The following is a 23,222-nucleotide window of genomic DNA, read 5'->3' on the forward strand; positions in this document are numbered from 1 at the left end:
CTTGTTCTATAGCTGTAACAATAGTACGTTTTTGAAGGTTTGTATAACTCCTGCGTTTGATTTTTTCTTGATATTCGGGTGAACCATAATCCCTCATCCAACCATCTAACGATGCTTTTCCTAATCCATAAATCCGGGTAGCTTCTTTTCTAGGCAATCCTTGTTCAACTTCTTTGACAATTTTTAAAATCAAGCGTTTGTCATAACGGCTCTGTTTGTGCTCCCGTGAAGCATAAATCTCTTGTGCAGGGTTTTCCATATACACTTTTTTAGTGTATAGCTATTTTAGGACAAGACAACACAACAAATAGAAAACTACCTCAACAGTCAACCCGAGCCCAAACGCAGTGAGATGCATATTTTGCATGAGCTTATCCTGAAAATAATGCCGGACGCACAGCTATGGTTTTTGGATGGCAAAAACAACGAAGGCAAAATAATATCCAATCCCAATATTGGCTATGGGCTACTCAACCTGCATTATACCGGCGGTAAAACGAAAGCCTTTTACCAAATCGGGATGAGTGCCAATACCGGCGGAATCTCTCTTTACATTATGGGCATTAAAGACAAAGCCTATCTGGCTCAAACGTTTGCCCGACAATTGGGAAAAGCCAACGTGAGTGGATATTGCATCCATTTCAAGTCACTGAAAGATCTGAATATGACTGTTCTGGAGGAAATCATCCGTTTTGGAAGTGGGCCCAAGTAAAATTTAACCGACATCGTGCTTCATTTATTCGAAAGATTAGATATTTTTACCTTGGCGGGGATGCTTGATTTTCGATTGCCATTTTTAAAATCATTACATTCCGCAGAGCAGTTATTATTTAGCCAAAATCCATCCTATTGTAAAGCCTGTTTTTATGAAAACATTCCTCTTCTCCTTTTCTTTTTTCCTTTTCGGATTACACCTCAGCACGGCTCAAAGCATTTCGCTGCAAATTACCGATGCTAACACGGCCGAAAGCATTCCGTTTGCCAATATAAAGGTAAACAACACTACCCATCTGATTTCTAATGCCGAGGGCTATTGTACGCTTTCGGAAAAATTCAATGCCGATGCGACCCAAGTGGTGGTTTCGTATTTGGGTTATGTGCCGGCAGAGATTACGTTAGGCGAACTCAAAGCCAACGAATACAAGGTAAAGCTGGTTCCGGCTATAGTAGAACTGGAGACGTTGACCATCAAAAACGAACGCCCCAATGCTGACAGTATCATGGCTGCCGTGCGAAAGAATTTAAAAGTACATTACAAAGGAAACGGGCTGGCCTTTAAAGACCAACTCTTCACCCGAAACAGCAGCGGTTTTGTGCCGAAAAAAGTTGACATTACCGTTGACAAATCAACCGGTTTCAGCAAAGAGCAACTCAAAACCACCAATGCCGATTTGAAGATTTTCGGAGATAAACTCATCAAACAACCGCCTTTTGGCTTCAAAGACCTGCTTTGTCATTACTACACTACCCTAACCACGAAAAATGACAAACCCCTCTTTATTTCCAAACTTGAAGCGGTAAAGGCTGCCTCGCTTCGCAATAGTGAACAGGCCGTTTCGTTAGAAGACATGAATGAAATGGTAGAAAAAACCTTCCTGAAACATTTAGACCCCAACAAGTTTTACCGTTTGAAAAGCGGACTTTTTGGTTCGAGAGATACGATTTCGCTCAAAGAAGGAATACACGACAAAAACAGCAAAGCAAAACCGGAAACCACTCTCTCCAAAGCGAGAACCGATATGATGACGACCTTGTATCGTAATAACTTCATGCAAAGTGAGAAGTTTGATTTTTTAAGCCAACTCGAATATTACACATACACTTACGAAGGCAAGACTTATAAAAGCGATGAAGACTATGTATACATCATTCGCTTCACTCCTGACAAGAGCAAGGCTAAATACACCGGAAAGCTCTACATTTCAGCTACCGATTATGCTGTAGTGCGCTGCGATTATACATTAGCCGAAGGCAAAACATTGAACAGTTTTAACATGAAGTTCCTGTTGGGCGTCAAAAGTTCCGAAAACGTGAGCAAGGGCACCATCATTTATAAAAAGAATCCCGTAGGAACCGGATATTACCTGCAGTATGCCTCTATGGAAACCGGGCAGTACATCTATCTAAACCGTCCGCTTAAATTTATAGAGTTAACCGATGCCGAGAAAGATGTGGTGTCTTTTAATTTAAAAATAGAAGGCAATATGGTAAAGAAAACCGAATTGCTGAACCTGAACCGAGAAGAAACCAGCAATGCAGTGGTTGAGCAGTTCAAAGAAAATGATTTCAACTACACCCCACTGAAACGCTACGACCCTGCCTTCTGGAAAGAGTACAGCGTTATAGAACCTCTGGAAGCTATGAAGCAATTGAAGGCAGAAGAGTAAAACACCTTAATTTAAAGCACAAAAAAAGCCGTCCAATAACTGAACGGCTTTTCTCAACTAATCATAATTTAACCCAACATTAAATTATTTCCATCCGCCACCCAAGTCGCGGTAAACGTGTACAGCTGCATTGAGCTGTGCTTTTTTGGTTTCGATTAACTCCAGTTTGGATTCGAGCGCATCGCGTTGTGTCATCAACACCTCGAAATAATCAGCACGGGCAGAACGGAATAAATCGTTAGCCACTTCGATAGAACGGTTCAAAGCAGCCACTTGTTTAGACTTCAACTCATAACTTTTATCCAAATTACTGATGTTAGAGAGTTGATTGGACACTTCTAAATAGGCATTTAAAATAGTACGGTCATAGTTGTATAAAGCCTGAAGCTGGCGGGCATTGGCACTGGCAAATTCGGCTTTAATGGCATTGCGGTTAATCAAAGGAGCTGCAATATCACCAGCCAACGAATACAATACCGATTCGGGGAACTTCAACAAATACGACGTTTTAAAAGCCTGTAACCCGTAAGAGGCCGATATACCTAATGAAGGATAGAATTCAGCACGCGCCACTTTTACATCCAGTTTAGCGGCTGCCAATTCCAATTCAGCCTGCTTCACATCCGGACGGTTAGCCAACAATTGCGAAGGAATACCCGATTTGACTTCGGAAGGCAACAAACTTAAAAAATCGCTGTTGTCTCTTTTAATTTCCTGCGGATAACGCCCCAACAGGAAATTGATTTTGTTTTCGGTTTCCTTTATTTTTTGCAATGTTTCAAACTCCATGCTTTGTGATGCCAACACTTCGGCCTGGAACTTTTGAACGGCCAACTCGGTGGCACGCGCTGCTTCTTTCTGTACTTTCACCACTTCCAGAGCATTGGTTTGCAATTGAATGCTTTGTCTGATGATGGCTAATTGGCTGTCTAAGGCCAATAATTCGTAATAGGAGTCCGCCACTTCTGCTACCAGATTGGTCAACACGAAGTTTTTCCCTTCAATAGTAGACAGGTAACGGCTGATGGCTGATTTCTTGGCGTTGTGCAGTTTTTTCCACACATCTACTTCCCAGTTGGCATACGCTGCGAGGGAGAAATCAGTTAACGGATCGGGCATTTCTTTCCCCGGTTCGATATCGGTGGTTGCATCTCCGGCACCTTGACTGGTATAACGACCCACCTTCTCCACTCCGGCTCCGGCTTTTACTCCTACCGTAGGCAATAAGGCTCCTTTGCGCACACGAATATCGTTTTTGGCGATTTCAATTTCCTGCAGCGTAATCATCAACTCCTGATTATTTTTTATGGCGGTATCGATTAACTCCACCAAATTAGGATCTTTGAAATACTTTTTCCACGGCAGTGTAGCTGTATTGGTCGTATCCGTAACCGCAGTGGCGTTACCATACTTATCGGGCACAGAAGCCGTAGCTTTTGTAGGTGCTATATCGGGTGTTTTACAGCTTCCTAAAAGGAGTAATAAGGCTGCGGTTGCAATACTATTTTTAATCTTCAAATTTTCCATCGTGTTTGTAAGGTTCGGTTTGTTCTGTTAAAGGATATTCATTTTCATAGCGAGCCAATTTCGATTTTTCGGCTAATCTTCCAAAGATGTAATACAATCCAGGAATTACCATCAATCCGAAAATAGTTCCGATTAACATTCCTCCTGCGGCTGCGGTACCAATGGTACGGTTTCCGATAGCTCCCGGTCCGGTAGCCAATGCCAACGGAATCAAACCGGCAATAAAGGCAAACGAAGTCATCAAAATAGGGCGGAATCTGAGAGCAGCTCCCTGCAAGGCAGCATCTTTGGTAGAGATCCCCTCTTCGGCTTTTTTCTGAACGGCAAACTCAACAATCAACACGGCATTCTTACCGAGGAGTCCGATGAGCATTACCATGGCCACCTGAGCGTAGATGTTATTTTCCAATCCTAACATATAAAGGCTTAAAAAAGCACCGAAGATTCCGGTTGGTAACGAAAGAATGATAGGCAAAGGCAGTATGAAACTTTCGTATTGGGCCGACAGAATTAAGTATACAAACCCGAGACACACCAAGAAGATATAGAGAGCTTCGTTTCCGCGAGACACCTCATCTTTGGAAATCCCAGCCCAGTCGATTCCGAAGCCTCTCGGCAAGGTTTTTTCGGCCACTTCCTGAACTGCTTTAATGGCATCACCACTACTGTAGCCCGGAGCCGGTGTTCCGCTCACCTCAGAAGAGTTATACAGATTGTGTCGGGTAATTTCCGATAAGCCGTATACTTTTTCCAAATGCATGAAATCAGAATAAGGAACCATTTGGTCTTTATCATTTTTGACATACAATTTGAGCAAATCAGTAGGCAAAGCGCGGTATTGCGGACCGGCCTGTACAATAACTTTATACGGACGGTCAAATCGGATGAAACTCGTTTCGTAGTTAGAACCCACCAAAGTAGAAAGATTATCCATAGCTTTTTCTATGGTAACCCCTTTTTGCTCGGCTAACTCGTTGTCAATTTTAAGCATGTATTGCGGGAAACTTGCCGAATAGAACGTAAAGGCAGACCCCAGTTCCGGGCGTTTTTTCAATTCTTTTACAAAATCATTGCTCACCTGCTCCATTTTGTGATAATCACCGCTTCCGGCTTTATCCATCAAACGGAGCTCGAAACCTCCTGCTGCTCCATAACCCGGGATGGCCGGCGGTTGGAAAAACTCGATGTTGGCACCCGGAATTTCTTTGGCTTTTTTCTCTAACTGCTCTATGATTTCGGCAGCCGATTCTTTACGTTGGCTCCAGTTTTTCAAATTAATTAAACACGTTCCCGAGTTGGAACCTGTTCCTTCGGTAAGTACCTCATAACCCGCCAGAGAGGAAACCGAAGCCACTCCGTCAATGTCTTCAGACGCTTTTTGCAACTCCAAAGCAATTTGGTTCGTACGCTCCAAGGTAGAACCGGGTGGAGTTTGAATGATGGCATATATCATCCCCTGGTCTTCACTAGGAATGAATCCGGAAGGCAACTTATTGCTCAGCAGAAAAATTCCGACGCAGAAAACCAAAAGAAAAGGCAGGGTAATTGCTTTTCGGGTGATAACTTTGGTCAACAATTTGTGGTATTTGCCTGCACCAATGGTAAACATGTTGTTGAATTTATCCAAAAATCGGTTTACAGGAGTTGGTTTTCTCTCGTGTCCGTGATGGTTTTTAAGAATCAAGGCACACAAAGCCGGTGTTAGGGTCAGAGCCACAACTCCCGATAAGATGATGGAAGAAACCATGGTAATAGAGAACTGACGGTAGAAAACACCAACCGGTCCCGACATGAAAGCCACCGGAATGAACACCGAGGCCATTACCAATGTGATGGCTATAATCGCACCACTGATTTCGTGCATGGCTTCTTCTGTAGCTTTGAGTGGAGAGAGTCCTTTTTCCTCCATTTTGGCGTGGACGGCCTCGATGACGACAATCGCATCATCCACTACAATACCGATAGCCATTACCAAAGCAAAAAGCGAAATCAGGTTTAGGGTAATTCCAAATGCCGACATTACTGCAAAGGTTCCGATGAGCGATACCGGAACGGCTATGGTTGGAATCAGAGTAGAACGCCAGTCACCCAAAAACAAGAATACCACTATAGCTACCAATATAAAAGCTTCGAACAACGTATGGATTACTTTTTCGATAGAAGCATCCAAGAATCGAGAAGCGTCGTAGCTGACTTCATAATGCATTCCTTTGGGGAAAGTTGTTTTCTGCAAATCAGCCATTAAGCTTTTCACATTTTCAATTACCTCACTCGCATTGGAACCGTATGACTGTTTGATGCTGATAGCGGCTGAAGGTTTCCCGTTCAACGTTGAGTAAATATCATACATAGTAGAACCGAACTCTATATCGGCTACATCTTTCAGGCGTACAAACTCACCATCCGTTTTGGCTTTCAGGATGATATTGCCATAATCTTTTTCATTGCTGTAACGGCCTGGGTATTTTAAGATATATTCAAACGACTGTGAGCGTTTACCGGAACTCTCTCCCGTTTTTCCGGGAGAAGCCTCTAAACTCTGGGCACTGAGTGCTTCCATCACTTCATCAGCCGAAATGTTATAAGCCGTCATCCTGTCGGGTTTTAACCAGATACGCATGGCATATTCACGTGTACCGATGATATCGGCATCCCCAACTCCTTTTACCCTTTTAATTTCTGAAAGCAGGTTGATATCGGCAAAGTTGAACAGAAACTTTTGATTGGCTTTAGGGTCATCACTATATACATTGACATACAAAAGCATGTTCGGTTCTTCACGAGTAATTTTCACTCCTTCACGCACTACCAAAGGAGGTAATTTATTGATGGCCGATGAAATGTGGTTTTGCACGTTGATGGCGGCTACGTTAGGATCAGTCCCTAAATCGAAAACAATCTGAATGGTACATTCACCGTCATTTCCGGCATCAGAATCCATGTATTTCATTCCGGGAATTCCGTTCAGGGCTCTTTCCATCGGAATGATTACCGACTTGATGAGCAACTCATTGTTGGCTCCCGGATATTCCGCTGTAATATTCACCTTGGGTGGTGAGATAGAAGGGAATTGGGTAACAGGAAGTTTTACCAAAGATAAAATTCCTAAAAAAATGATGATCAATGAGATCACGATAGACAGAACTGGTCTGCGAATAAATTTTTTAAACATAAGTGTTCGCTTTTATGTACAACTAGTCTGCTTTTAATTTTAGTGATTGAAGCACTTTTTTCGGGTCTTCAAATTTGGTTTCAACCTTCTGGTCGTCTTTCACTTTCTGAATACCTTCTACCAGGAAGCGTTCATCGGCACTCAAGCCCGAATCGAGTATATAAATATCCGGAAGCTCGTATGCTACCTTAATGTTTCTTGATTTTACGGTACCGTCTTTTGCTACGATGAACACGTATTTTTGATCCTGTATTTCATAGGTAGCCTTTTGAGGAATGATGATGGCATTTTTTACCGGAATTGTCATTTGAACTTTTCCGGTTTCACCATTTCTCAGCAATTTATCTGGGTTAGGGAAACTGGCGCGGAAGGCGATGTTTCCGGTTTCATTATCAAATTCTCCTTCAATAACTTCAACTTTACCCTTGTACTTCAAAAGGTCGCCATTGGCTAATACCAAACCAACATTGTCGTTGTTGTGGAGCTTGGCGTTATTTTGATAATTGATGTACTCGGGTTCTGAAACATTGAAGTAGGCGAACATTTTAGTGTTGTCTGACAACGAGGTCAACAATTCACCTTCGTCAATTAAGCTTCCCAATTTTTTAGGAATTCGGTCAATAGTTCCCGAAAAAGGGGCGCGGATTTCGGTAAAAGACAAGTGCAGTTTAGCCATAGCAACTTCGGCTTTGGCTTGTTCAAACTTAGCTTGAGCCATAGCTTGTTCGCTTTTGGACACTACATTTTTGTCGGCAAGCATTTTGGCATTTTGCAATTCGATTCCGGCAGCCTTGGCTTCGGCTTCGGCCCTTTGCAATTCGGCTTCATACAACTGAGGCATGATGCGGAACAATACCTGTCCGGCCGTTACGTATTGTCCTTCATCAACATAGATGTTTTGCAGAAAACCCTTTTCCTGAGCGCGAATCTCAATATTGCGAACAGATCGGATTTGTGACACATAGTCTTTGGTAAACGAAGTGTCGATAACAGCGGCATTGGTTACGGTAAATTTGGTAATTTCTTCTTTTTCTTCTTTTTTGGTTGTGCAACTTACCAAACACAACATGGCAACTAGGCCAGTGAAAATTACATTTCTTTTCATGGTTTTAATGGAATTGGAGCGATTTTACGCGTTGGATTCAGAAATTTTACGGATGTAAATACAGGCAGTCAAGGCCTAATCTTGAGAATCATGCCAAAGCAGAAAGATTAGTCCACACCCACACAGGCACTACTGAACGTACCTGATGCGACTGCCCGTAGGCGGCAATCAAATTCTCAGAGTTCTGTTTTTGATGTAAATCGGAGCTGAAATCCGAATGTAAGCCTTTGAAGTGGCAAGGCTTTTATTGTAGTAATTTAAATGAGTAAAATAAGAATACAAGGCAGACCAATTCTTGAACAAACTACCGGCAATGGTAACAAAATCGTTGTCAGTACTTTGTTTTACCTCATCACCCCCCGAATGTTCTTCTTCAAGGTCGAAATCAGAATCATCGATTACAAGGGTAAATTGGTCAGCAGCATTGAATTTTGTCTGATGACTTTCAGATACGGCAGCAGTAATTCCAAGATGGGCAGTTTGAGACTGGGTATTGGCATAAAAAGTATGGCCGCCACCGCAGAACAAAAAACACAAATATCCTAAAAACGCTACTATTCTCATTTGGAGGCCAAAATTAGAAAAAAAATGAAACGAAGAAAGAAAAAAAACACAGTTGTAACAAGTAAAATATTACAAAAAATTATTTATTCGGTTAGTTCATTAAAAATTAAATTGTTAGACAAGTCCAATCAAATCAGACTTTACTATTTGAAGTTCAAATTTTCAAAAAAACAGATTAAAATAAAATGAAGATGATTACCCGAAGCGATGAAAGTAAATTGTTAATAGAATATTACTAGGATGAAACTGTTTTTTTTTATTACCTTTATGAACCCGTACATCCTCCTAACCCGAAGTAATAACTCTATGAGTTTCAAGAAAACTTGGACTAAATTTTCAAAATGGTTTTTAACAAGGCCCAACACTACGGGTGCACTTGCCTCTTTATTATTATTAATACTCTTGAGCGTGGTGATAGGATTGCGCTACAGAGTGATTAAAGAAAATCAGCAACATGAAATGTCAAACATCATTAATGTTGTGCATCAAAACATTCAACAGGTTTTAAAAAACAGTTATACAGCTACGCTTACGCTGGCCATGACAATCAATGACAAGGGAATTCCGGAAAATTTTGATATTATAGCGCCACAGTTGGTCAATTCCAACGCCAGTATAGATGCCGTTCAATTGGTTCCCGGTGGTATTATCAAATATGTGTATCCTTTGAACGGAAATGAAAGTGCCATTAACTATGACATCTTAAACACCCCGAGTGTTCAAAAAGAAGCCAGAAAATCGATAAAAACAAAACTGATATACTTTGCCGGCCCTCTCAAACTCAAGCAGGGCGGCATTGGAGTTGTGGGTCGATTACCTGTTTTTAAGAACAATAAATTCTGGGGGTTTTCTGCCGTGATTATTAAACTGGAAACCTTGTTCAAGCTTTCGGGTATAGAATCTATCAACAACAGTAAATATTACTTTCAGTTTTCAAAAGTAAACCCCGATACTCATAAAGAAGAATTTTATCTTCCGGAAAAAGAAGATTTCTCTAAAAAATACTATCAAACCATAACCATACCTGACGGTGATTGGAAACTGTATCTCATTGCCCGTGAGAAAAACGGAATACTACATCAGGTTACTACTTCTACCATTTTAGGGTTATTACTGGCTTTAATGTCGGGACTTTGGGTTGCCTCTATCATGAAAAAACCGGCCAAACTGCAATTGCAGATATACGAACAAGCCAAAAAAATATTGTACAATGAAGCCGAATTCAAAACTATTTTTGAACAGGCCCCGGTAGGCATAGCCCGTGTAGATGCACAAAATGGGAATTTCATTACAGTAAACGATGAATATTGTCGAATTTTGGGATATACTGAGAGTGAACTAATTCAAATGAATTTCCAATCCCTGACCCATCCGGATGATGTGGAAGATGATATTGCCAATATGGACTTACTCAAAAAAGGAGTCATTAATGAATTTGACAAAGAAAAGAGATACATCCACAAATCGGGAAGAACGGTTTGGGTGAATCTGATTGTTTCGAAACTGTGGAAAAAAAATGAAACACCTACCAACAATATTGCCATTATAGAGGATATTACCGAAAAAAAGAGAGCCGAGGAAGAGCTGAAACAATCTTTTGAAATTGTATCAGAACAAAACAAACGACTGCTCAATTTTTCCTATATCGTATCGCACAACCTGCGTTCACACACCAGTAATATTGAAACCATTTCGAGCTTTTTGGAAACTGCCGAAACCAAAGATGAACGCGATGAAATGATTGGTTTGCTCAAAAAAGTATCGGCTTCTTTAAACGAAACCATGAGCAACCTCAACGAGGTTGTAAGCATCAGAACCAATATTAATCTGACTATTGAACGTTTAAATCTTCATGAATATATTGAAAAAGCCAAGACTGTTCTAACCGAACAAATTGCCAAAAAGAAAGCTACCATTTACAATGAAGTAGACCCTACAATAGAGGTGAAATACAATACCGCCTATCTGGAGAGTATTCTTTTAAATTTCATTTCCAATGCCGTGCGGTACAGTCATCCTGACAGAAAGCCGGAAATATTCATTTCCTATGATTCCGATTCAAAAACCATGAAAATAAAAGATAATGGTATTGGTATTGACATGGCCAAAAACGGCGATAAATTATTCGGTATGTACAAAACGTTTAACAATAATCCCGACTCAAAAGGAATCGGTTTATTCATCACCAAAAGCCAAGTGGAAGCCATGGGCGGAAAAATTGAAACCGAAAGTGAACTCAATAAAGGAACTACATTTACCATTTATTTCAAATGAAAAACAAAGTAATCTGCATAATTGATGACGATCCTATTTATCAATTACTGATCAATAAGATTATTGCCATGTCGGAAACCGAATATGATGTTGTTTCCTTTAAAAATGGTAAAGAAGCCTTGGACAGTTTTAAGGCTGATTTGGAAAAAAACAAAAAAATGCCCGAAATTATTCTGCTCGATATTGAAATGCCCATCATGGATGGTTGGGATTTTATGACGCAAATCGAAAAGTCGCTCTCCGGAAAAACAGATCAGACGGCTATTTATATAGTTAGTTCTTCGATTGCTTATGAAGATAAAGAAAAGGCCAAAACATTTCCAGAAATAATGGGTTATTTTTCAAAACCAATTGACAGCAGTAAGATTTTAGAAATAACCAAACACGTGACTAAAGGTGAATAACGTTATACTTTGCTCCGTTTTTTCATCTCAAATTATCATACTTTTACGCCTTTAATTATACAATAATGCCGGAACTTTTAGGATATATCGGAGCTTTATGCATAGGATTAGTATTGGGTATTACGGGTGGAGGCGGCTCTATATTAACCGTTCCGATTTTGGTGTATGTACTGCATTTAAACCCTCTGATTGCCACGGCTTATTCTCTTTTCATTGTGGGTACAACTTCTGCTTTCGGAACCATCAGCAATTTTAAAAAAGGATTGGTCGCTCCAAAAACAGCCCTGCAATTTGCCATACCATCTGTAATAGGTGTTTACCTCACCCGAAAATTCATCATACACCTCCTACCCGATGTTATTTTCTATTTTGGTTCCTCTCAGCTCAACAAAGCCACATTTCTGATGCTGATTTTTGCTGTAGTCATGTTTTTGGCAGCCTATTCTATGCTCAAACCGGCAAAAGTGGTGAATGAAAAAGAGGAAAAAAACAAAAACCCGTACATGGTTGTCATTCAATTATTTTTTGTCGGGATTTTAATTGGTATGATTGGAGCCGGCGGTGGTTTTTTGATTATACCGGCTTTAGTACAATTAGCCAAGTTACCCATAAAAAAGGCAATCGGCACATCATTGTTGATTATTACCATTAATTCACTGATTGGTTTCCTGGGCGATGTGCAAAACAGCACTATTGACTGGACTTTTTTACTGACATTCACGTCGATATCCATAGTGGGAATAATCATTGGCCTGAGAATTCAACAGCACATCAATGAAAAACTGCTGCGCAAAATATTCGGATTCTTTGTTTTAGCCATGTCCGTTTTGATTTTGTATAAAGAAGTTTTTTCATAAAGTATTTCTAAATGCACGCCGTTTTAAACCACTATTCTTTAATTTTGTACAAATCTTTTTCTTATGAAAATCGAACAAATATACACCGGATGCATTGCCCAAGCGGCCTATTATTTAGAAAGCAACGGCGAGGCAGCCATCTTTGACCCGTTGCGCGAAGTGCAGCCTTACTTAGATAAAGCACAAAAAGATAATGCCAAAATAAAATACATTTTCGAAACCCATTTTCATGCTGATTTCGTCTCAGGACATTTGGATTTGGCGAAAAAAAGCGGTGGAAAAATTGTATACGGTCCAACTGCCAACCCTGAGTTTGAAGCCATCATAGCCGAAGACCATCAAGAGTTTAAAGTAGGTAATTATACCATAAAAGCGTTACACACTCCAGGTCACACTCTGGAAAGCACCTGTTACTTACTCATTGATGAAAACGGCAAGCAACACGGAATCATTACCGGAGATACGCTTTTCATAGGCGATGTTGGCCGTCCTGATTTAGCACAAGCCCTGACAGAAGAATTGACTCAGGAAAAACTGGCTTCTTATCTCTTTGATTCGCTACGCAACAAAATCATGCCGCTTGCAGACGATTTAATTGTTTATCCGAGTCATGGTGCCGGCAGTGCTTGCGGTAAAAACATGAGTAAAGAAACTACGGATACCTTGGGCAACCAAAAAAAGAGCAACTATGCGCTCAGAGCTGATATGACCAAAGACGAATTCATCAAAGAATTACTGGAAGGTCTAGGAACTCCACCAGCCTATTTCCCTCAGAATGTATTACTGAACATCAAAGGATACGAAAGTCTGGATACCGTAATGACAAAAAGTAAAATAGCGCTTTCGGCCAATGAATTTGAAGCAATAGCCAATCAAGGTGATGTGGTGGTTCTGGATGTGCGCCATGAAAATGATTTTGTAAAAGCCCATATTCCTAACTCAATCTTTATCGGCATTCAGGGTAATTTTGCTCCTTGGGTAGGTTCATTGCTGAGAGATGTTAATCAAAAACTGCTTTTAGTCATACCGGAAGGACGTGAAGAAGAAACCATCACGCGCTTGTCACGTGTAGGATTTGATCACGTTTTGGGTTACCTGAAAGGAGGTATAGATTCCTGGACTGCAGCCGGTTTTGAAACCGATTCGGTACCTTCAATCTCCCCCGAAACTTTTGCGCAACAACTCACTCCTGACAGTTTGGTGATTGATGCCCGTAAGCCCGGAGAGTTTGAAGCCGAACATGTAGAACATGCGATAAATCTTCCTTTGGATAACGTAAATGAAAACTTTCAAAGCATTCCGAAAGAGAGTACTTTCTTTTTGCATTGTGCCGGTGGATATCGTTCTGTCATCATGGCTTCCATCTTAAAATCAAGAGGCATTCACAATTTTATCAATATCGAAAAAGGAATGAACGGAATCAAGCAAACCTCGGCACCTTGTACACAATTTGTTTGTCCTTCCACGCAAAATAAATCATAAAAAAAGAATAATATCACCTTGTGCACTTACCAAATTAGATACATTTGCACAGAATTTAATAAACACATAATGAAAAAAATATTTGTTTTAGTAGCCGCAGCAACGACACTATTTTCATGTAGTAAAGTAGCCGATGGTGAATATTTGATTACCGGAAAAGTAAAAGGGTTGAAATCGGGTTTGGTTTTTTTACAAAAAGAAAATCCGAACGGAATGGGGTTGCTTACTGTTGATACCGTTAAAATTGTTGATGAAAAGTTCGAAATCAAAGGAAAAGCAGATGAACCGGCTATCAGTTTAATCGAAATACAAAAAGTAAATGGTAAAGTACCTTTTATTTTAGAAGAAGGGGAAATTACCATTGAAGTAGATAAAGACAGCATTTTTAAATCTAAAATTGCCGGTACGTACAGCAACGATGAGTTTTACAAATTCAATGAAGAATCGGGAAAAATCAAAAAAGGCTTGCAACAAAAAGTGATGGATTTTCAAATGAAAAACATGGCTAAAATGAATGAAGCCACCAAAAATAAAGACACTGCAACCATCAATACGTTGCGAAAACAATACGAAGACCTCCAAAAAGGGATTACCGATTTTACTTTTAACTACCCCAAAAGCCATCCGAAATCATTCATCAGCGTTTTGATTGTACAGGCTATGTTTAACAATCCTAAATTTAAACCTGCTGACATTGAGGCTGTATACAATACTTTGGATGAAACTTTAAAGAAAACCAAACCAGGTAAAAAAATCGTAGAGAATTTAGAAAACATCAAAAAACAGGAAAAAGCCAAAAGCAATGTAAGTATTGGTGCTATGGCTCCCAACTTCAAAGCTCCTAATCCGGAAGGTAAAATGGTGTCTTTAAAAGAAAGTTTGGGGAAAGCAACATTGATTGATTTTTGGGCTTCCTGGTGTGCTCCTTGCAGACAGGCTAACCCTTCTGTAGTTGCGCTTTACAACGAGTTTCATGCTAAGGGATTAAACATCATCAGTGTTTCATTAGACAACGATGCTGCAAAATGGAAAGAAGCCATTGCCAAAGATAAGTTGACTTGGACACAGGTTTCCAACCTAAAGGAAATGAATGATCCGATTGCGCTTCAATACGGCGTAAATCAGATTCCGTCTACTTTTTTATTAGGTGCTGACGGCAAAATTGTGGCTGTTGATTTGTCCGGTGAGGCATTGAAAGCAAAAATCAGTGAACTATTGGCTGCGAAATAAAATGCAAATGAGCATTACTTTTAAGAATCTCCTTCGGGAGATTTTTTTATTTTACTCAAAACCAAATCATTAAAAAAACCTTCAATAAAATACCCGGTTTTTGTTTGCGAACGTCAAAAGTGTTTTTATATTTGCAACCGCGCAAAGCGATGGGGAGATACTCAAGCGGCCAACGAGGGCGGACTGTAAATCCGCTGACTAAGTCTTCGCAGGTTCGAATCCTGCTCTCCCCACAAGAAAAAAAACAAAAGAACTCAAAACCCTGTAAATCTTAAGATTTGCAGGGTTTTTGCTTTTCAATGTGTTATTTTCTATTTAAAAAAACAGAAGTTTTACCTACCAACAAAAAGTCATACAACATATTTATCAAACCTTTGTGAATGGGAGTGTTGATCATTTTAATTTAAAATATGAAATTGTTGGGTATCTGGATATAAAATTTCAACAACCAGCACAGCTCATCTTTAAATCAAACTAAACAACTCTATTGATTTCATCAAGAAGGCAGCAAATCAGATTGTTTCATATTTTAAAAAAGACATAAATAAAATCCGTAACTTGGTACTTCTTTATAGTAATTCAAAGAATTATGGAGCCAATGACCACTTTAACAGAAGTTTTAGAAATTTTAAAGAAAGAGGGATACACTACAGATTTTAATCTTAAAAGTTCATGTCTGGCTTGTGTTGAAAATAATTTACAAATTAATCCGGAGGATTTTGTTGTTGACAGGCATTATCGGTTTGAAGCCGGCAATGATCCGGGTGACGAAGCAATCCTTTACGCAATTTCTTCCGAAAAATACAACTTAAAAGGCACTTTAATCAATGGCTACGGAATCTACAGTGATGACATTTCAAATGAAATGATGAGGGCTTTGCAGCCAAAACAACATTGACTTATAGTATTATCGAATAAATAAAAATTGTGAAAAATACTGACCGCACTTTTTTTGAAGGATTATATGGCAAAAGTTCTATTGATTTTGTGAATGGACTGGTTTACGTTCACCCTTTTGGCGTCATTGGAAAGGAAAACAATAACAATGTAAAACCTCACATTCACAACAATCAGTTTCAAATCTTTATCATTATCGAAGGTAGTACAATGCTGCTTCACAATGACGAAAGAATCCCTGTAGCAGCACCTTCTTTCATAACTATCCCCAAGAATACAGAACACGGTTTTGAACATCTTACGGAAATGAAAGGTTGGATTATCAGCCTCTCCGATGCCGTATTAGAACACATGATTAAAAGAGAAACCGAAGCAGTTATAGCCATAGAGACTTTTCAACTCACCGCGGTCACAAAAGATGATTTTTCCGAAACAGTCTTTAACAGTATGCTAGAGTGCGTAACAGAATACCAACAGGAAAATTTGGGAAAATTGTTAATGCTGGAAAGCATCATAGGCAAAATCATTGTACAATTGAGCCGGATTCCTAAAAGCACACCACTCAGAATCTTCAACAAAGACAATTCCTCCATCATTTATTTTCGGAGGTTTTCCCAACTCATTCGCGAAAGCCGTACCTACAAAAAAACCATCGAACAGTACGCTGCCGATTTAAATATTACGCCGGGCCATTTAAACCGTATTTGCAGCATCGTTGCCCAACAACACCCTAAAGAGGTCATCACCGATTTCTTTATCAATGAATCCAAATTCCTTTTGTCCGATATTGAAAAAAGCATCAATGAAATTGGATACGACATTGGCTTTGAAGACCCCAGTTATTTCTCCCGAATATTTAAAAAGAAAACAGGATTCACACCTAATGAGTTCCGAAAAACTATAGGTATCAAATCGTAATTTGCATCATTTGTGATAGTAATAGCGTAAAAGTCCTATTCCCAAAACGTGATTTCAAAATAACTTTGTCATAACAGTGAGCAAGTGCTTACTAACTGATTGAGTACTCACTAATTTCTGAAATCATGTCGCAAATTACAATCACCGGTATTGAGACTTTTATTGTAGACCTACCCACCATCAGGCCGCATCATCTTTCAATGGCGGTAATGCGAAAACAATCTATGGTTATCATCCGCCTTTTTGCCTCTGACGGAATTGAAGGTATTGGCGAAGCCACAACCATTGGGGGCATTTCGTATGCCGATGAATTTCCCGAAGGGATTAAATTAGCCATCGATACTTATTTTACACCGCTATTATTGGGCCAGGATTCTACCAAAATCAATTTCCTGATGAAACTACTCGATAAAAATATCTCAGGGAATAATTTTGCCAAATCAGGAATAGAAACCGCACTACTCGATGCCCAGGCCAAAAGGCTCGGCATATCGGTACACCAACTCTTTGGTGGTGCTATCTCAAACTCTTTGCCTGTACTTTGGACACTGGCCAGCGGTGACACCGATAAAGACATTGAAGAAGCTAATAAATTAATCCGTTCCAAAAAGCACAACGTTTTCAAACTCAAAATCGGCACCAAAAAGCCCGAGGAAGACATACAACATGTCACCGCCATCAAAAAAGCCTTGGGCAATGATATCAAAGTAACGGTAGATGTTAATCAGGCATGGAGCGAACAAATTGCTAAAAGAGCCATCCAAAAACTGCAGGATAATGGTGTAGATCTCATTGAACAACCCTTAGCCAAATATAATTTTGAAGGACTGGCACGACTCACCTCTTATTTTGAAGTTCCCATCATGGCCGATGAAGCAGCGGCAACCGTTCAGGATGCCTTTAAATTGGCCAAAATGAATGCCGCCAGTGTTTTTGCGCTCAAAATTGCCAAATCAGGCGGATTGACCAATATAGCGCGACAAGCGGCAATTGCTCAGGGAGCCGGAATTGCTCTCTATGGCGGCACCATGCTCGAAGGAACCATCGGAACCGCTGCTTCGGCACATATTTTTGCCACACTCCCAAATCTTGATTGGGGCACTGAACTTTTCGGGCCGCTTTTACTGACCGATGATATTGTTAAAAAACCAATCGCTTATGATAATTTCAGTCTAGAACTGCCAACCGGTTTAGGACTCGGCATTGAATTAGACATGAATCAAGTAGCAAAATATAAAAGAAAATAATATGGTATACGTAGTAGAAATGGATGTGCACATCCCCGAAACCTGGAGTGAAGAAAAACTGGCCGACATCACGGCAAAGGAAAAAGAATGCTCCCAAAAATGGCAGTCTTCCGGTAAATGGAAACACTTATGGCGTGTAGCTGGTCGATTCTCTAACATCTCTGTTCTTGAAGTAGACAGCCCGGAGGAACTGCACCAAATCATCAGCTCCCTGCCGTTATTTCCTTACATGAACATCAAAGTAACGAGCATTTGCAAACATCCCAACGCGATACGACAAACGCTATTATAATTTATAAAACAACTTAAAAACAATTAAAATTATGAAAAGAATGGATCAGGCACGCATAGATGCCGTTTTAAACTACATTAAATCAAAAGAAAAACCGGGACAAGGCAACGAAAGAGTGAAAGAAATTGTAAACCGAATGCTCAAAGATTTATTTAATATGATGGCTGATTTAGATATTACTTCCGAAGAGATGTGGCATGCGTGCGACTTTTTGGGAGAAATAGGCCGAAATGGTGAATGGGGATTGGTTTTTGCCGGAACCGGAATCGAACATTTTATAGATGTGAAAATGGACTGGGAAGATGAGCAGGCGGGAATCCATGCTAAAACACCACGCACCATCGAAGGACCGCTTTACATCGAAGGATCGCCAGTGTCAAAATCCTATGCCGAATTAGAAACAGAACCCGAACCGAATGCAGAACGACTATACATGAGCGGAATCGTAAAAGACGAAAACGGCAATCCGGTGGAAGGCGCTAAAATAGAAGTTTGGCACTGCAACACGAAAGGACTCTATTCGCATTTTGATTCCACACAACCCCGATTCAATTTAAGAAGAGCCATCATCACCGATAAAGACGGTAAATATGAATTCAAATCATTTGTTCCGGTGGGCTACTCTTGTCCTCCCGGTGGTTCTACCGATACCTTAATGGCGCTGTTAGGCAGACACGGGTCAAGACCGGCACACATTCACTTTTTTGTAACGGCTCCGGGATTCCGTAAACTCACCACGCAAATCAATATAGAAGGAGATCCACTTACTTATGATGATTTTGCCTTTGCCACACGGGAAGATCTGGTACCGCATGTAAAAAGAATACCAGCCGATCAAGCTGCTGCCTATGGTAAAAATGAGGCTTTCGCCAAAATTGATTTCGATTTTAATCTTATTAAAGATGCCGAAAATATTCCGGCAGGTGAAAACCACCGTTCCCACGCAAATATTTAATGACAACAGCATGCCAAAAGTTAAATTACAACACTTCGAATGCCAGTATCAGTACGATGATTTCGGACACGAGGAAACATTGGTTCTTTCCAATTCATTGGGTACCAATTACTCGATGTGGGATGAAAATGTGATTTTACTAAGCCAGTATTTTAATATTTTACGATACGACACCCGTGGCCATGGCAAAAGTACCATCAATCAGGAAACGGTTTCCGTAGCTGAACTGGGAAACGATGTTATCGAATTACTAGACTATTTGAAACTGGATAAAGTGCTGTTCTGCGGAATATCGATGGGCGGATTGATTGGGCAATGGTTGGGCATTCATCATGCTGAACGCTTTAGTAAAATTATCCTTTGCAATACCGCAGCAAAAATTGGCACCGCAGATAGTTGGAATTCAAGGATTGAACAAGTGAAAAACAATGGTTTATCAAGCATTATTGACGGAACGGCTTTGCGATGGTTTACTATTGACTATCGTGAAAAACATCCTGAAAAAGTAATTCAGATTCTTCGTGATTTTGAAGACACGTCACTCCAGGGATATACCGCCTGTTGTACTATGGTAAGAGATGCCGATTTCAGAGAGCAACTTCACATGCTTAAGGTTCCGGTGCTGATTATTAGTGGCGCAAAGGACGAAGTAACTACTGTTGAAGACGGTGAATTCCTTCAACAACAAATTCCGGCAGCCAAGCATGTCGTTATGGAAGCAGCACACCTTTCCAACAAAGCAAATCCGGAAGAATTTTCAAAATATATTATTCATTTCACATAACATAATTCACAAAAATGAAAACGATACCACAAATAACGTTACAGCAAGCTGTAGCTATGGTAAAGGATGGAGATACTTTATTGCAGGGAGGTTTTGGGATGACCGGCAATCCTGTTCATTTGATGCATGCCCTTGCGGAAACCCAAACCAAAAACCTCACTTTCATAGGTAATAATGTTGGTGAGGCCGGTATTGGTGGCGGCAGACTACTTCGGAACGGTCAGCTTAAAAAAATGATTGGCTCCTTTTTTACTTCCAATCCTGAAGCCGTTAAGGCCGCTCAGGAGGGTATTGTAGCATATGAACTCTTGCCGCAGGGAACCTTGGCTGAAGCCATACGCGCAGGAGGTGCCGGTATTGGCGGTTTTTTCACACCAACCTCAGCCGGTACAGCATTGGCAAAAGGAAGAGAAACTAAAGTACTTAATGGCGTGGAGCAGGTATTCATCCCGGGAATCAGAGGAAATGTTGCTTTTATTCGTGCCTGGAAAGCCGATACTGCCGGAAATTTGCAGTACCGAATGACCGAACAAAATTTCAACAAAGCCATGGCTACCGCTGCTGATTTGGTTATTGCTGAAGTTCAAGAAATCGTTCCTGTGGGTGCTATTCCGCCTGAAAGCATTCATACGCCGGGTTCTTATGTCGACTATTTGGTTCAGGCGACCTTAACATTAGAAGATTTGGGAAGTTCCGCCGCTGTTTCTTCAAGCAAAAAAGCTTCGGAAACACGAGATAATATGGCGAAAAGAGCTTTAAAAGAACTTAAAAGCGGTGATGTTGTGAATCTCGGAATTGGAATTCCCACATTGGTTGCCGATTTCATTTCAGATGATGATGGAATTATTTTACACACCGAAAACGGAATGTTGGGTGTAGGTCCGGCTCCTGCTGATGGTGGCGGAGCTATGGATTATCCGGTAAATGCCGGAAAAGTACCGGTAACGGCACTCAAAGGGTCCTCCTATTTTGACTCTGCCGAATCTTTTGCGATGATTCGCGGAAAACATGTTGACGTAGCCATTATGGGCGGACTGCAGGTTGATGAAGCAGCCAACTTGGCTAACTGGGCAGTTCCGGGACAACCTTTATTAGGTGTTGGCGGGGCAATGGATTTGGCTTCGGGAGCCAAAAAACTCATTATTACCATGATGCACAATGAAAAAAACGGAGATCCCAAAATAGTTCCGTTGTGTGATTTGCCGTTAACGGCCCTGAAAGCAGTTGATATGGTAATTACCGATAAAGCAGTTTTTGAATTCATTAATGGCAAACTGACTTTAACAGAAATTATGCCCGGTGCAACTTTGGAAGAAATACGCAAAAGTACCACTGCAAAATTTGAAGAGCGTTTGTAATTAACAAAGCCATGCACAACAAAATAATACGGTATAGCATTGGTTCTGATTTGGTTATCTATATTTTGAGATGCCTTATTGGCTTTTTGATTGGGTACCAACTTTATCTGTATTTCAATGAGTATGAGGCCTACTGGACATTGCTTTCAATTGTACTTGTCATTTCCCCTGAAGCAAAAGATGCCAAGCGCCTATCCGTGGAAAGGTTTAAATCTAATTTAATTGGTTCCATTATCGGTTTGTTGTGTTTTGTTCTATACCAGCCCAATATTTACATCATACTGCTGGGAATTGTCCTTGCAATAGTGGTTTGTTACCTATTTCAGTTGATGAATGTGGCCCGAACCGCCATAGTGGCATTTATTATTGTGGCCATTCACGAGCAATCACAGCTCAATTGGTTACCGGCGCTATACCGATTTGTTTCTGTAACAGCCGGCTGTTTGATAGGTTTATCGATAACCATAGTAACTTCGTTACTGATAAATTATTTGAGAAACAAAGCGGGTCTTCCGCATGAAAAATTATAAAAGAAAAAATCATGAACACAGAAGCCTATATTATTGATGGAATACGTACCCCTATCGGAAGTTTTGGGGGTACTTTGAGCGCAATCAGAGCAGACGATCTTGCCGCTTACGTCATTGAAGAACTCGTAAGAAGAAATCCTGCCATACCCAAAGAAGCCATTGATGATGTTATCTTGGGGTGCCATAACCAGGCAGGAGAAGACAACCGAAATGTAGCCCGAATGGCAGCGTTACTGGCCGGGCTTCCGGTTACCGTTCCCGGTGAAACGGTAAACAGGCTATGCTCTTCCGGAATGTCGGCCATTATTCATGCCAACAGAGCTATCAAAGCTGGCGATGGCGACATTTTTATTGCCGGCGGTATAGAACACATGACGCGAGGGCCACTGGTTATTTCAAAACCATCTAAAGCATTCGGCAACGATTCCAAAATGGAAGATTCATCTTTTGGATGGCGTTTTATAAATCCAAAAATGGAAGCCCTATACGGAACCGACTCCATGGGTATGACTGCTGAGAATTTGGTAGATATGTATGGCATTTCAAGAGAAGATCAGGACAAGTTTTCACTGGCCTCCCAATTAAAAGCGGCCGCGGCCACCAAAAATGGCAGGTTAGCAGCAGAAATAATCCCTGTAACCATCCCACAAAGAAAAGGAGAACCTAAAGTTTTTGCAAAAGATGAATTTATACGGGAAAACTCTACGTTGGAAGCTCTTTCGAATCTAAAACTAGTCTTTAAAAAAGACGGAACCGGAACGGTTACAGCCGGGAATGCCTCCGGGTTGAATGACGGAGCGGCGGTTGTATATATAGCCTCCGGAGAAGCCGTTGCAAAATTTGGTTTGAAACCATTGGCCCGCATAGTAGCTTCGGCAGTCACCGGCGTAGAACCCCGTATCATGGGCATTGGTCCGGTAACAGCGACTCAAAAGGCGTTGCAAAAAGCAGGGCTTACGCTTGATAACATGGATGTAATGGAATTCAATGAAGCTTTTGCGGCTCAGGCTTTAGCCTGTACAAGAGCACTAGGTTTAAAAGACGATGATCCCAGAATAAATCCTAACGGCGGTGCTATTGCGTTAGGACATCCCTTAGGAATGTCGGGCACCAGAATCACCTATACGGCTGCTTTGGAACTTCGGAAAAGAAAAGGAAAATATGCACTGGCCACTATGTGTGTGGGAGTCGGTCAAGGCTATGCTGTCATTTTAGAAAATATAGAATAAAATCATTAAG

At 40.7% G+C, this 23,222-nt stretch carries 21 protein-coding genes and 1 tRNA gene; 17 read left to right on the forward strand and 5 right to left on the reverse strand.

The window, feature by feature from the left end; translation table 11 throughout:
* A partial coding sequence (locus EZL74_RS03630; RefSeq protein WP_154669977.1) for a helix-turn-helix domain-containing protein occupies positions 1-259 on the reverse strand: 259 nt, incomplete at its 3' end.
* 93 nt (positions 260-352) lie between these two features.
* Here EZL74_RS03630 and EZL74_RS03635 point away from each other — a divergent pair.
* Entirely contained in the window at positions 353-712 is a 360-nt protein-coding gene (locus EZL74_RS03635; protein WP_131475240.1) for a DUF1801 domain-containing protein, read from the forward strand.
* Between the two features lie 154 nt (positions 713-866).
* On the forward strand, positions 867-2,387 hold the full coding sequence (locus EZL74_RS03640; protein ID WP_131475241.1) for a peptidase associated/transthyretin-like domain-containing protein: 1,521 nt from the start codon (positions 867-869) through the stop codon (positions 2,385-2,387).
* Positions 2,388-2,471: 84 nt separating this feature from the next.
* Here the strand turns inward: EZL74_RS03640 and EZL74_RS03645 are convergent, their stop codons facing one another.
* The 4 genes from EZL74_RS03645 to EZL74_RS03660 all read right to left on the reverse strand — a co-directional run bounded on the left by EZL74_RS03645 (position 2,472) and on the right by EZL74_RS03660 (position 8,755).
* The gene (locus tag EZL74_RS03645; RefSeq protein ID WP_131475242.1) at positions 2,472-3,914 is read right to left on the reverse strand and encodes a TolC family protein; all 1,443 of its coding nucleotides are present in this window, start codon (positions 3,912-3,914) and stop codon (positions 2,472-2,474) included.
* On the reverse strand, positions 3,895-7,086 hold the full coding sequence (locus EZL74_RS03650; protein WP_131475243.1) for an efflux RND transporter permease subunit: 3,192 nt from the start codon (positions 7,084-7,086) through the stop codon (positions 3,895-3,897). The genes EZL74_RS03645 and EZL74_RS03650 overlap by 20 nt, the downstream gene beginning before the upstream one ends.
* A 22-nt stretch (positions 7,087-7,108) precedes the next feature.
* Positions 7,109-8,191 (reverse strand): efflux RND transporter periplasmic adaptor subunit, encoded by a 1,083-nt coding sequence (locus EZL74_RS03655; RefSeq protein ID WP_131475244.1) that lies wholly within the window; start codon positions 8,189-8,191, stop codon positions 7,109-7,111.
* 168 nt (positions 8,192-8,359) lie between these two features.
* Positions 8,360-8,755: a hypothetical protein gene (locus tag EZL74_RS03660; RefSeq protein ID WP_131475245.1), complete on the reverse strand. Its 396-nt coding sequence runs from the start codon at positions 8,753-8,755 to the stop codon at positions 8,360-8,362.
* 240 nt (positions 8,756-8,995) lie between these two features.
* Here EZL74_RS03660 and EZL74_RS03665 point away from each other — a divergent pair, with 240 nt between their 5' ends.
* The 15 genes from EZL74_RS03665 to pcaF all read left to right on the forward strand — a co-directional run bounded on the left by EZL74_RS03665 (position 8,996) and on the right by pcaF (position 23,212).
* Positions 8,996-11,029: a sensor histidine kinase gene (locus tag EZL74_RS03665; RefSeq protein WP_131475246.1), complete on the forward strand. Its 2,034-nt coding sequence runs from the start codon at positions 8,996-8,998 to the stop codon at positions 11,027-11,029.
* Entirely contained in the window at positions 11,026-11,433 is a 408-nt protein-coding gene (locus EZL74_RS03670; RefSeq protein WP_131475247.1) for a response regulator, read from the forward strand. Before EZL74_RS03665 ends, EZL74_RS03670 begins: the two co-directional genes overlap by 4 nt.
* 65 nt (positions 11,434-11,498) lie before the next feature.
* Entirely contained in the window at positions 11,499-12,290 is a 792-nt protein-coding gene (locus EZL74_RS03675; protein WP_131475248.1) for a sulfite exporter TauE/SafE family protein, read from the forward strand.
* A 63-nt stretch (positions 12,291-12,353) separates the two neighbouring features.
* Positions 12,354-13,772 (forward strand): MBL fold metallo-hydrolase, encoded by a 1,419-nt coding sequence (locus EZL74_RS03680; protein WP_131475249.1) that lies wholly within the window; start codon positions 12,354-12,356, stop codon positions 13,770-13,772.
* Between the two features lie 69 nt (positions 13,773-13,841).
* The gene (locus EZL74_RS03685; protein ID WP_131475250.1) at positions 13,842-15,002 is read left to right on the forward strand and encodes a TlpA disulfide reductase family protein; all 1,161 of its coding nucleotides are present in this window, start codon (positions 13,842-13,844) and stop codon (positions 15,000-15,002) included.
* Positions 15,003-15,153: 151 nt separating this feature from the next.
* Positions 15,154-15,235 (forward strand) — tRNA-Tyr (locus tag EZL74_RS03690).
* A gap of 356 nt (positions 15,236-15,591) precedes the next feature.
* Positions 15,592-15,900, forward strand: coding sequence for a phosphoribosylpyrophosphate synthetase (locus EZL74_RS03695; RefSeq protein WP_204745122.1), 309 nt, complete (start codon positions 15,592-15,594; stop codon positions 15,898-15,900).
* Positions 15,901-15,929: 29 nt separating this feature from the next.
* Positions 15,930-16,817, forward strand: a complete 888-nt coding sequence (locus EZL74_RS03700) for an AraC family transcriptional regulator (protein WP_131475251.1) — start codon at positions 15,930-15,932, stop codon at positions 16,815-16,817.
* A 125-nt stretch (positions 16,818-16,942) separates the two neighbouring features.
* Complete coding sequence (locus tag EZL74_RS03705; protein ID WP_131475252.1) at positions 16,943-18,064, forward strand: muconate cycloisomerase family protein; 1,122 nt, start codon at positions 16,943-16,945, stop codon at positions 18,062-18,064.
* A gap of 1 nt (position 18,065) precedes the next feature.
* Positions 18,066-18,356, forward strand: coding sequence for a muconolactone Delta-isomerase (catC, locus tag EZL74_RS03710; protein ID WP_131475253.1), 291 nt, complete (start codon positions 18,066-18,068; stop codon positions 18,354-18,356).
* A 31-nt stretch (positions 18,357-18,387) separates the two neighbouring features.
* Positions 18,388-19,311 (forward strand): catechol 1,2-dioxygenase, encoded by a 924-nt coding sequence (catA, locus tag EZL74_RS03715; protein ID WP_204745123.1) that lies wholly within the window; start codon positions 18,388-18,390, stop codon positions 19,309-19,311.
* Between the two features lie 10 nt (positions 19,312-19,321).
* Positions 19,322-20,095, forward strand: a complete 774-nt coding sequence (pcaD, locus tag EZL74_RS03720) for a 3-oxoadipate enol-lactonase (protein WP_131475254.1) — start codon at positions 19,322-19,324, stop codon at positions 20,093-20,095.
* 14 nt (positions 20,096-20,109) lie between these two features.
* On the forward strand, positions 20,110-21,453 hold the full coding sequence (locus EZL74_RS13320) for a 3-oxoacid CoA-transferase (protein WP_131475255.1): 1,344 nt from the start codon (positions 20,110-20,112) through the stop codon (positions 21,451-21,453).
* An 11-nt stretch (positions 21,454-21,464) separates the two neighbouring features.
* Positions 21,465-21,983 (forward strand): FUSC family protein, encoded by a 519-nt coding sequence (locus EZL74_RS03730; RefSeq protein ID WP_131475256.1) that lies wholly within the window; start codon positions 21,465-21,467, stop codon positions 21,981-21,983.
* An 11-nt stretch (positions 21,984-21,994) separates the two neighbouring features.
* Complete coding sequence (gene pcaF, locus EZL74_RS03735) at positions 21,995-23,212, forward strand: 3-oxoadipyl-CoA thiolase (protein ID WP_131475257.1); 1,218 nt, start codon at positions 21,995-21,997, stop codon at positions 23,210-23,212.
* The last annotated feature ends 10 nt before the right edge of the window (positions 23,213-23,222 follow it).

It is taken from the genome of Flavobacterium silvisoli (genome assembly GCF_004329815.1).
Taxonomy (GTDB): domain Bacteria; phylum Bacteroidota; class Bacteroidia; order Flavobacteriales; family Flavobacteriaceae; genus Flavobacterium; species Flavobacterium silvisoli.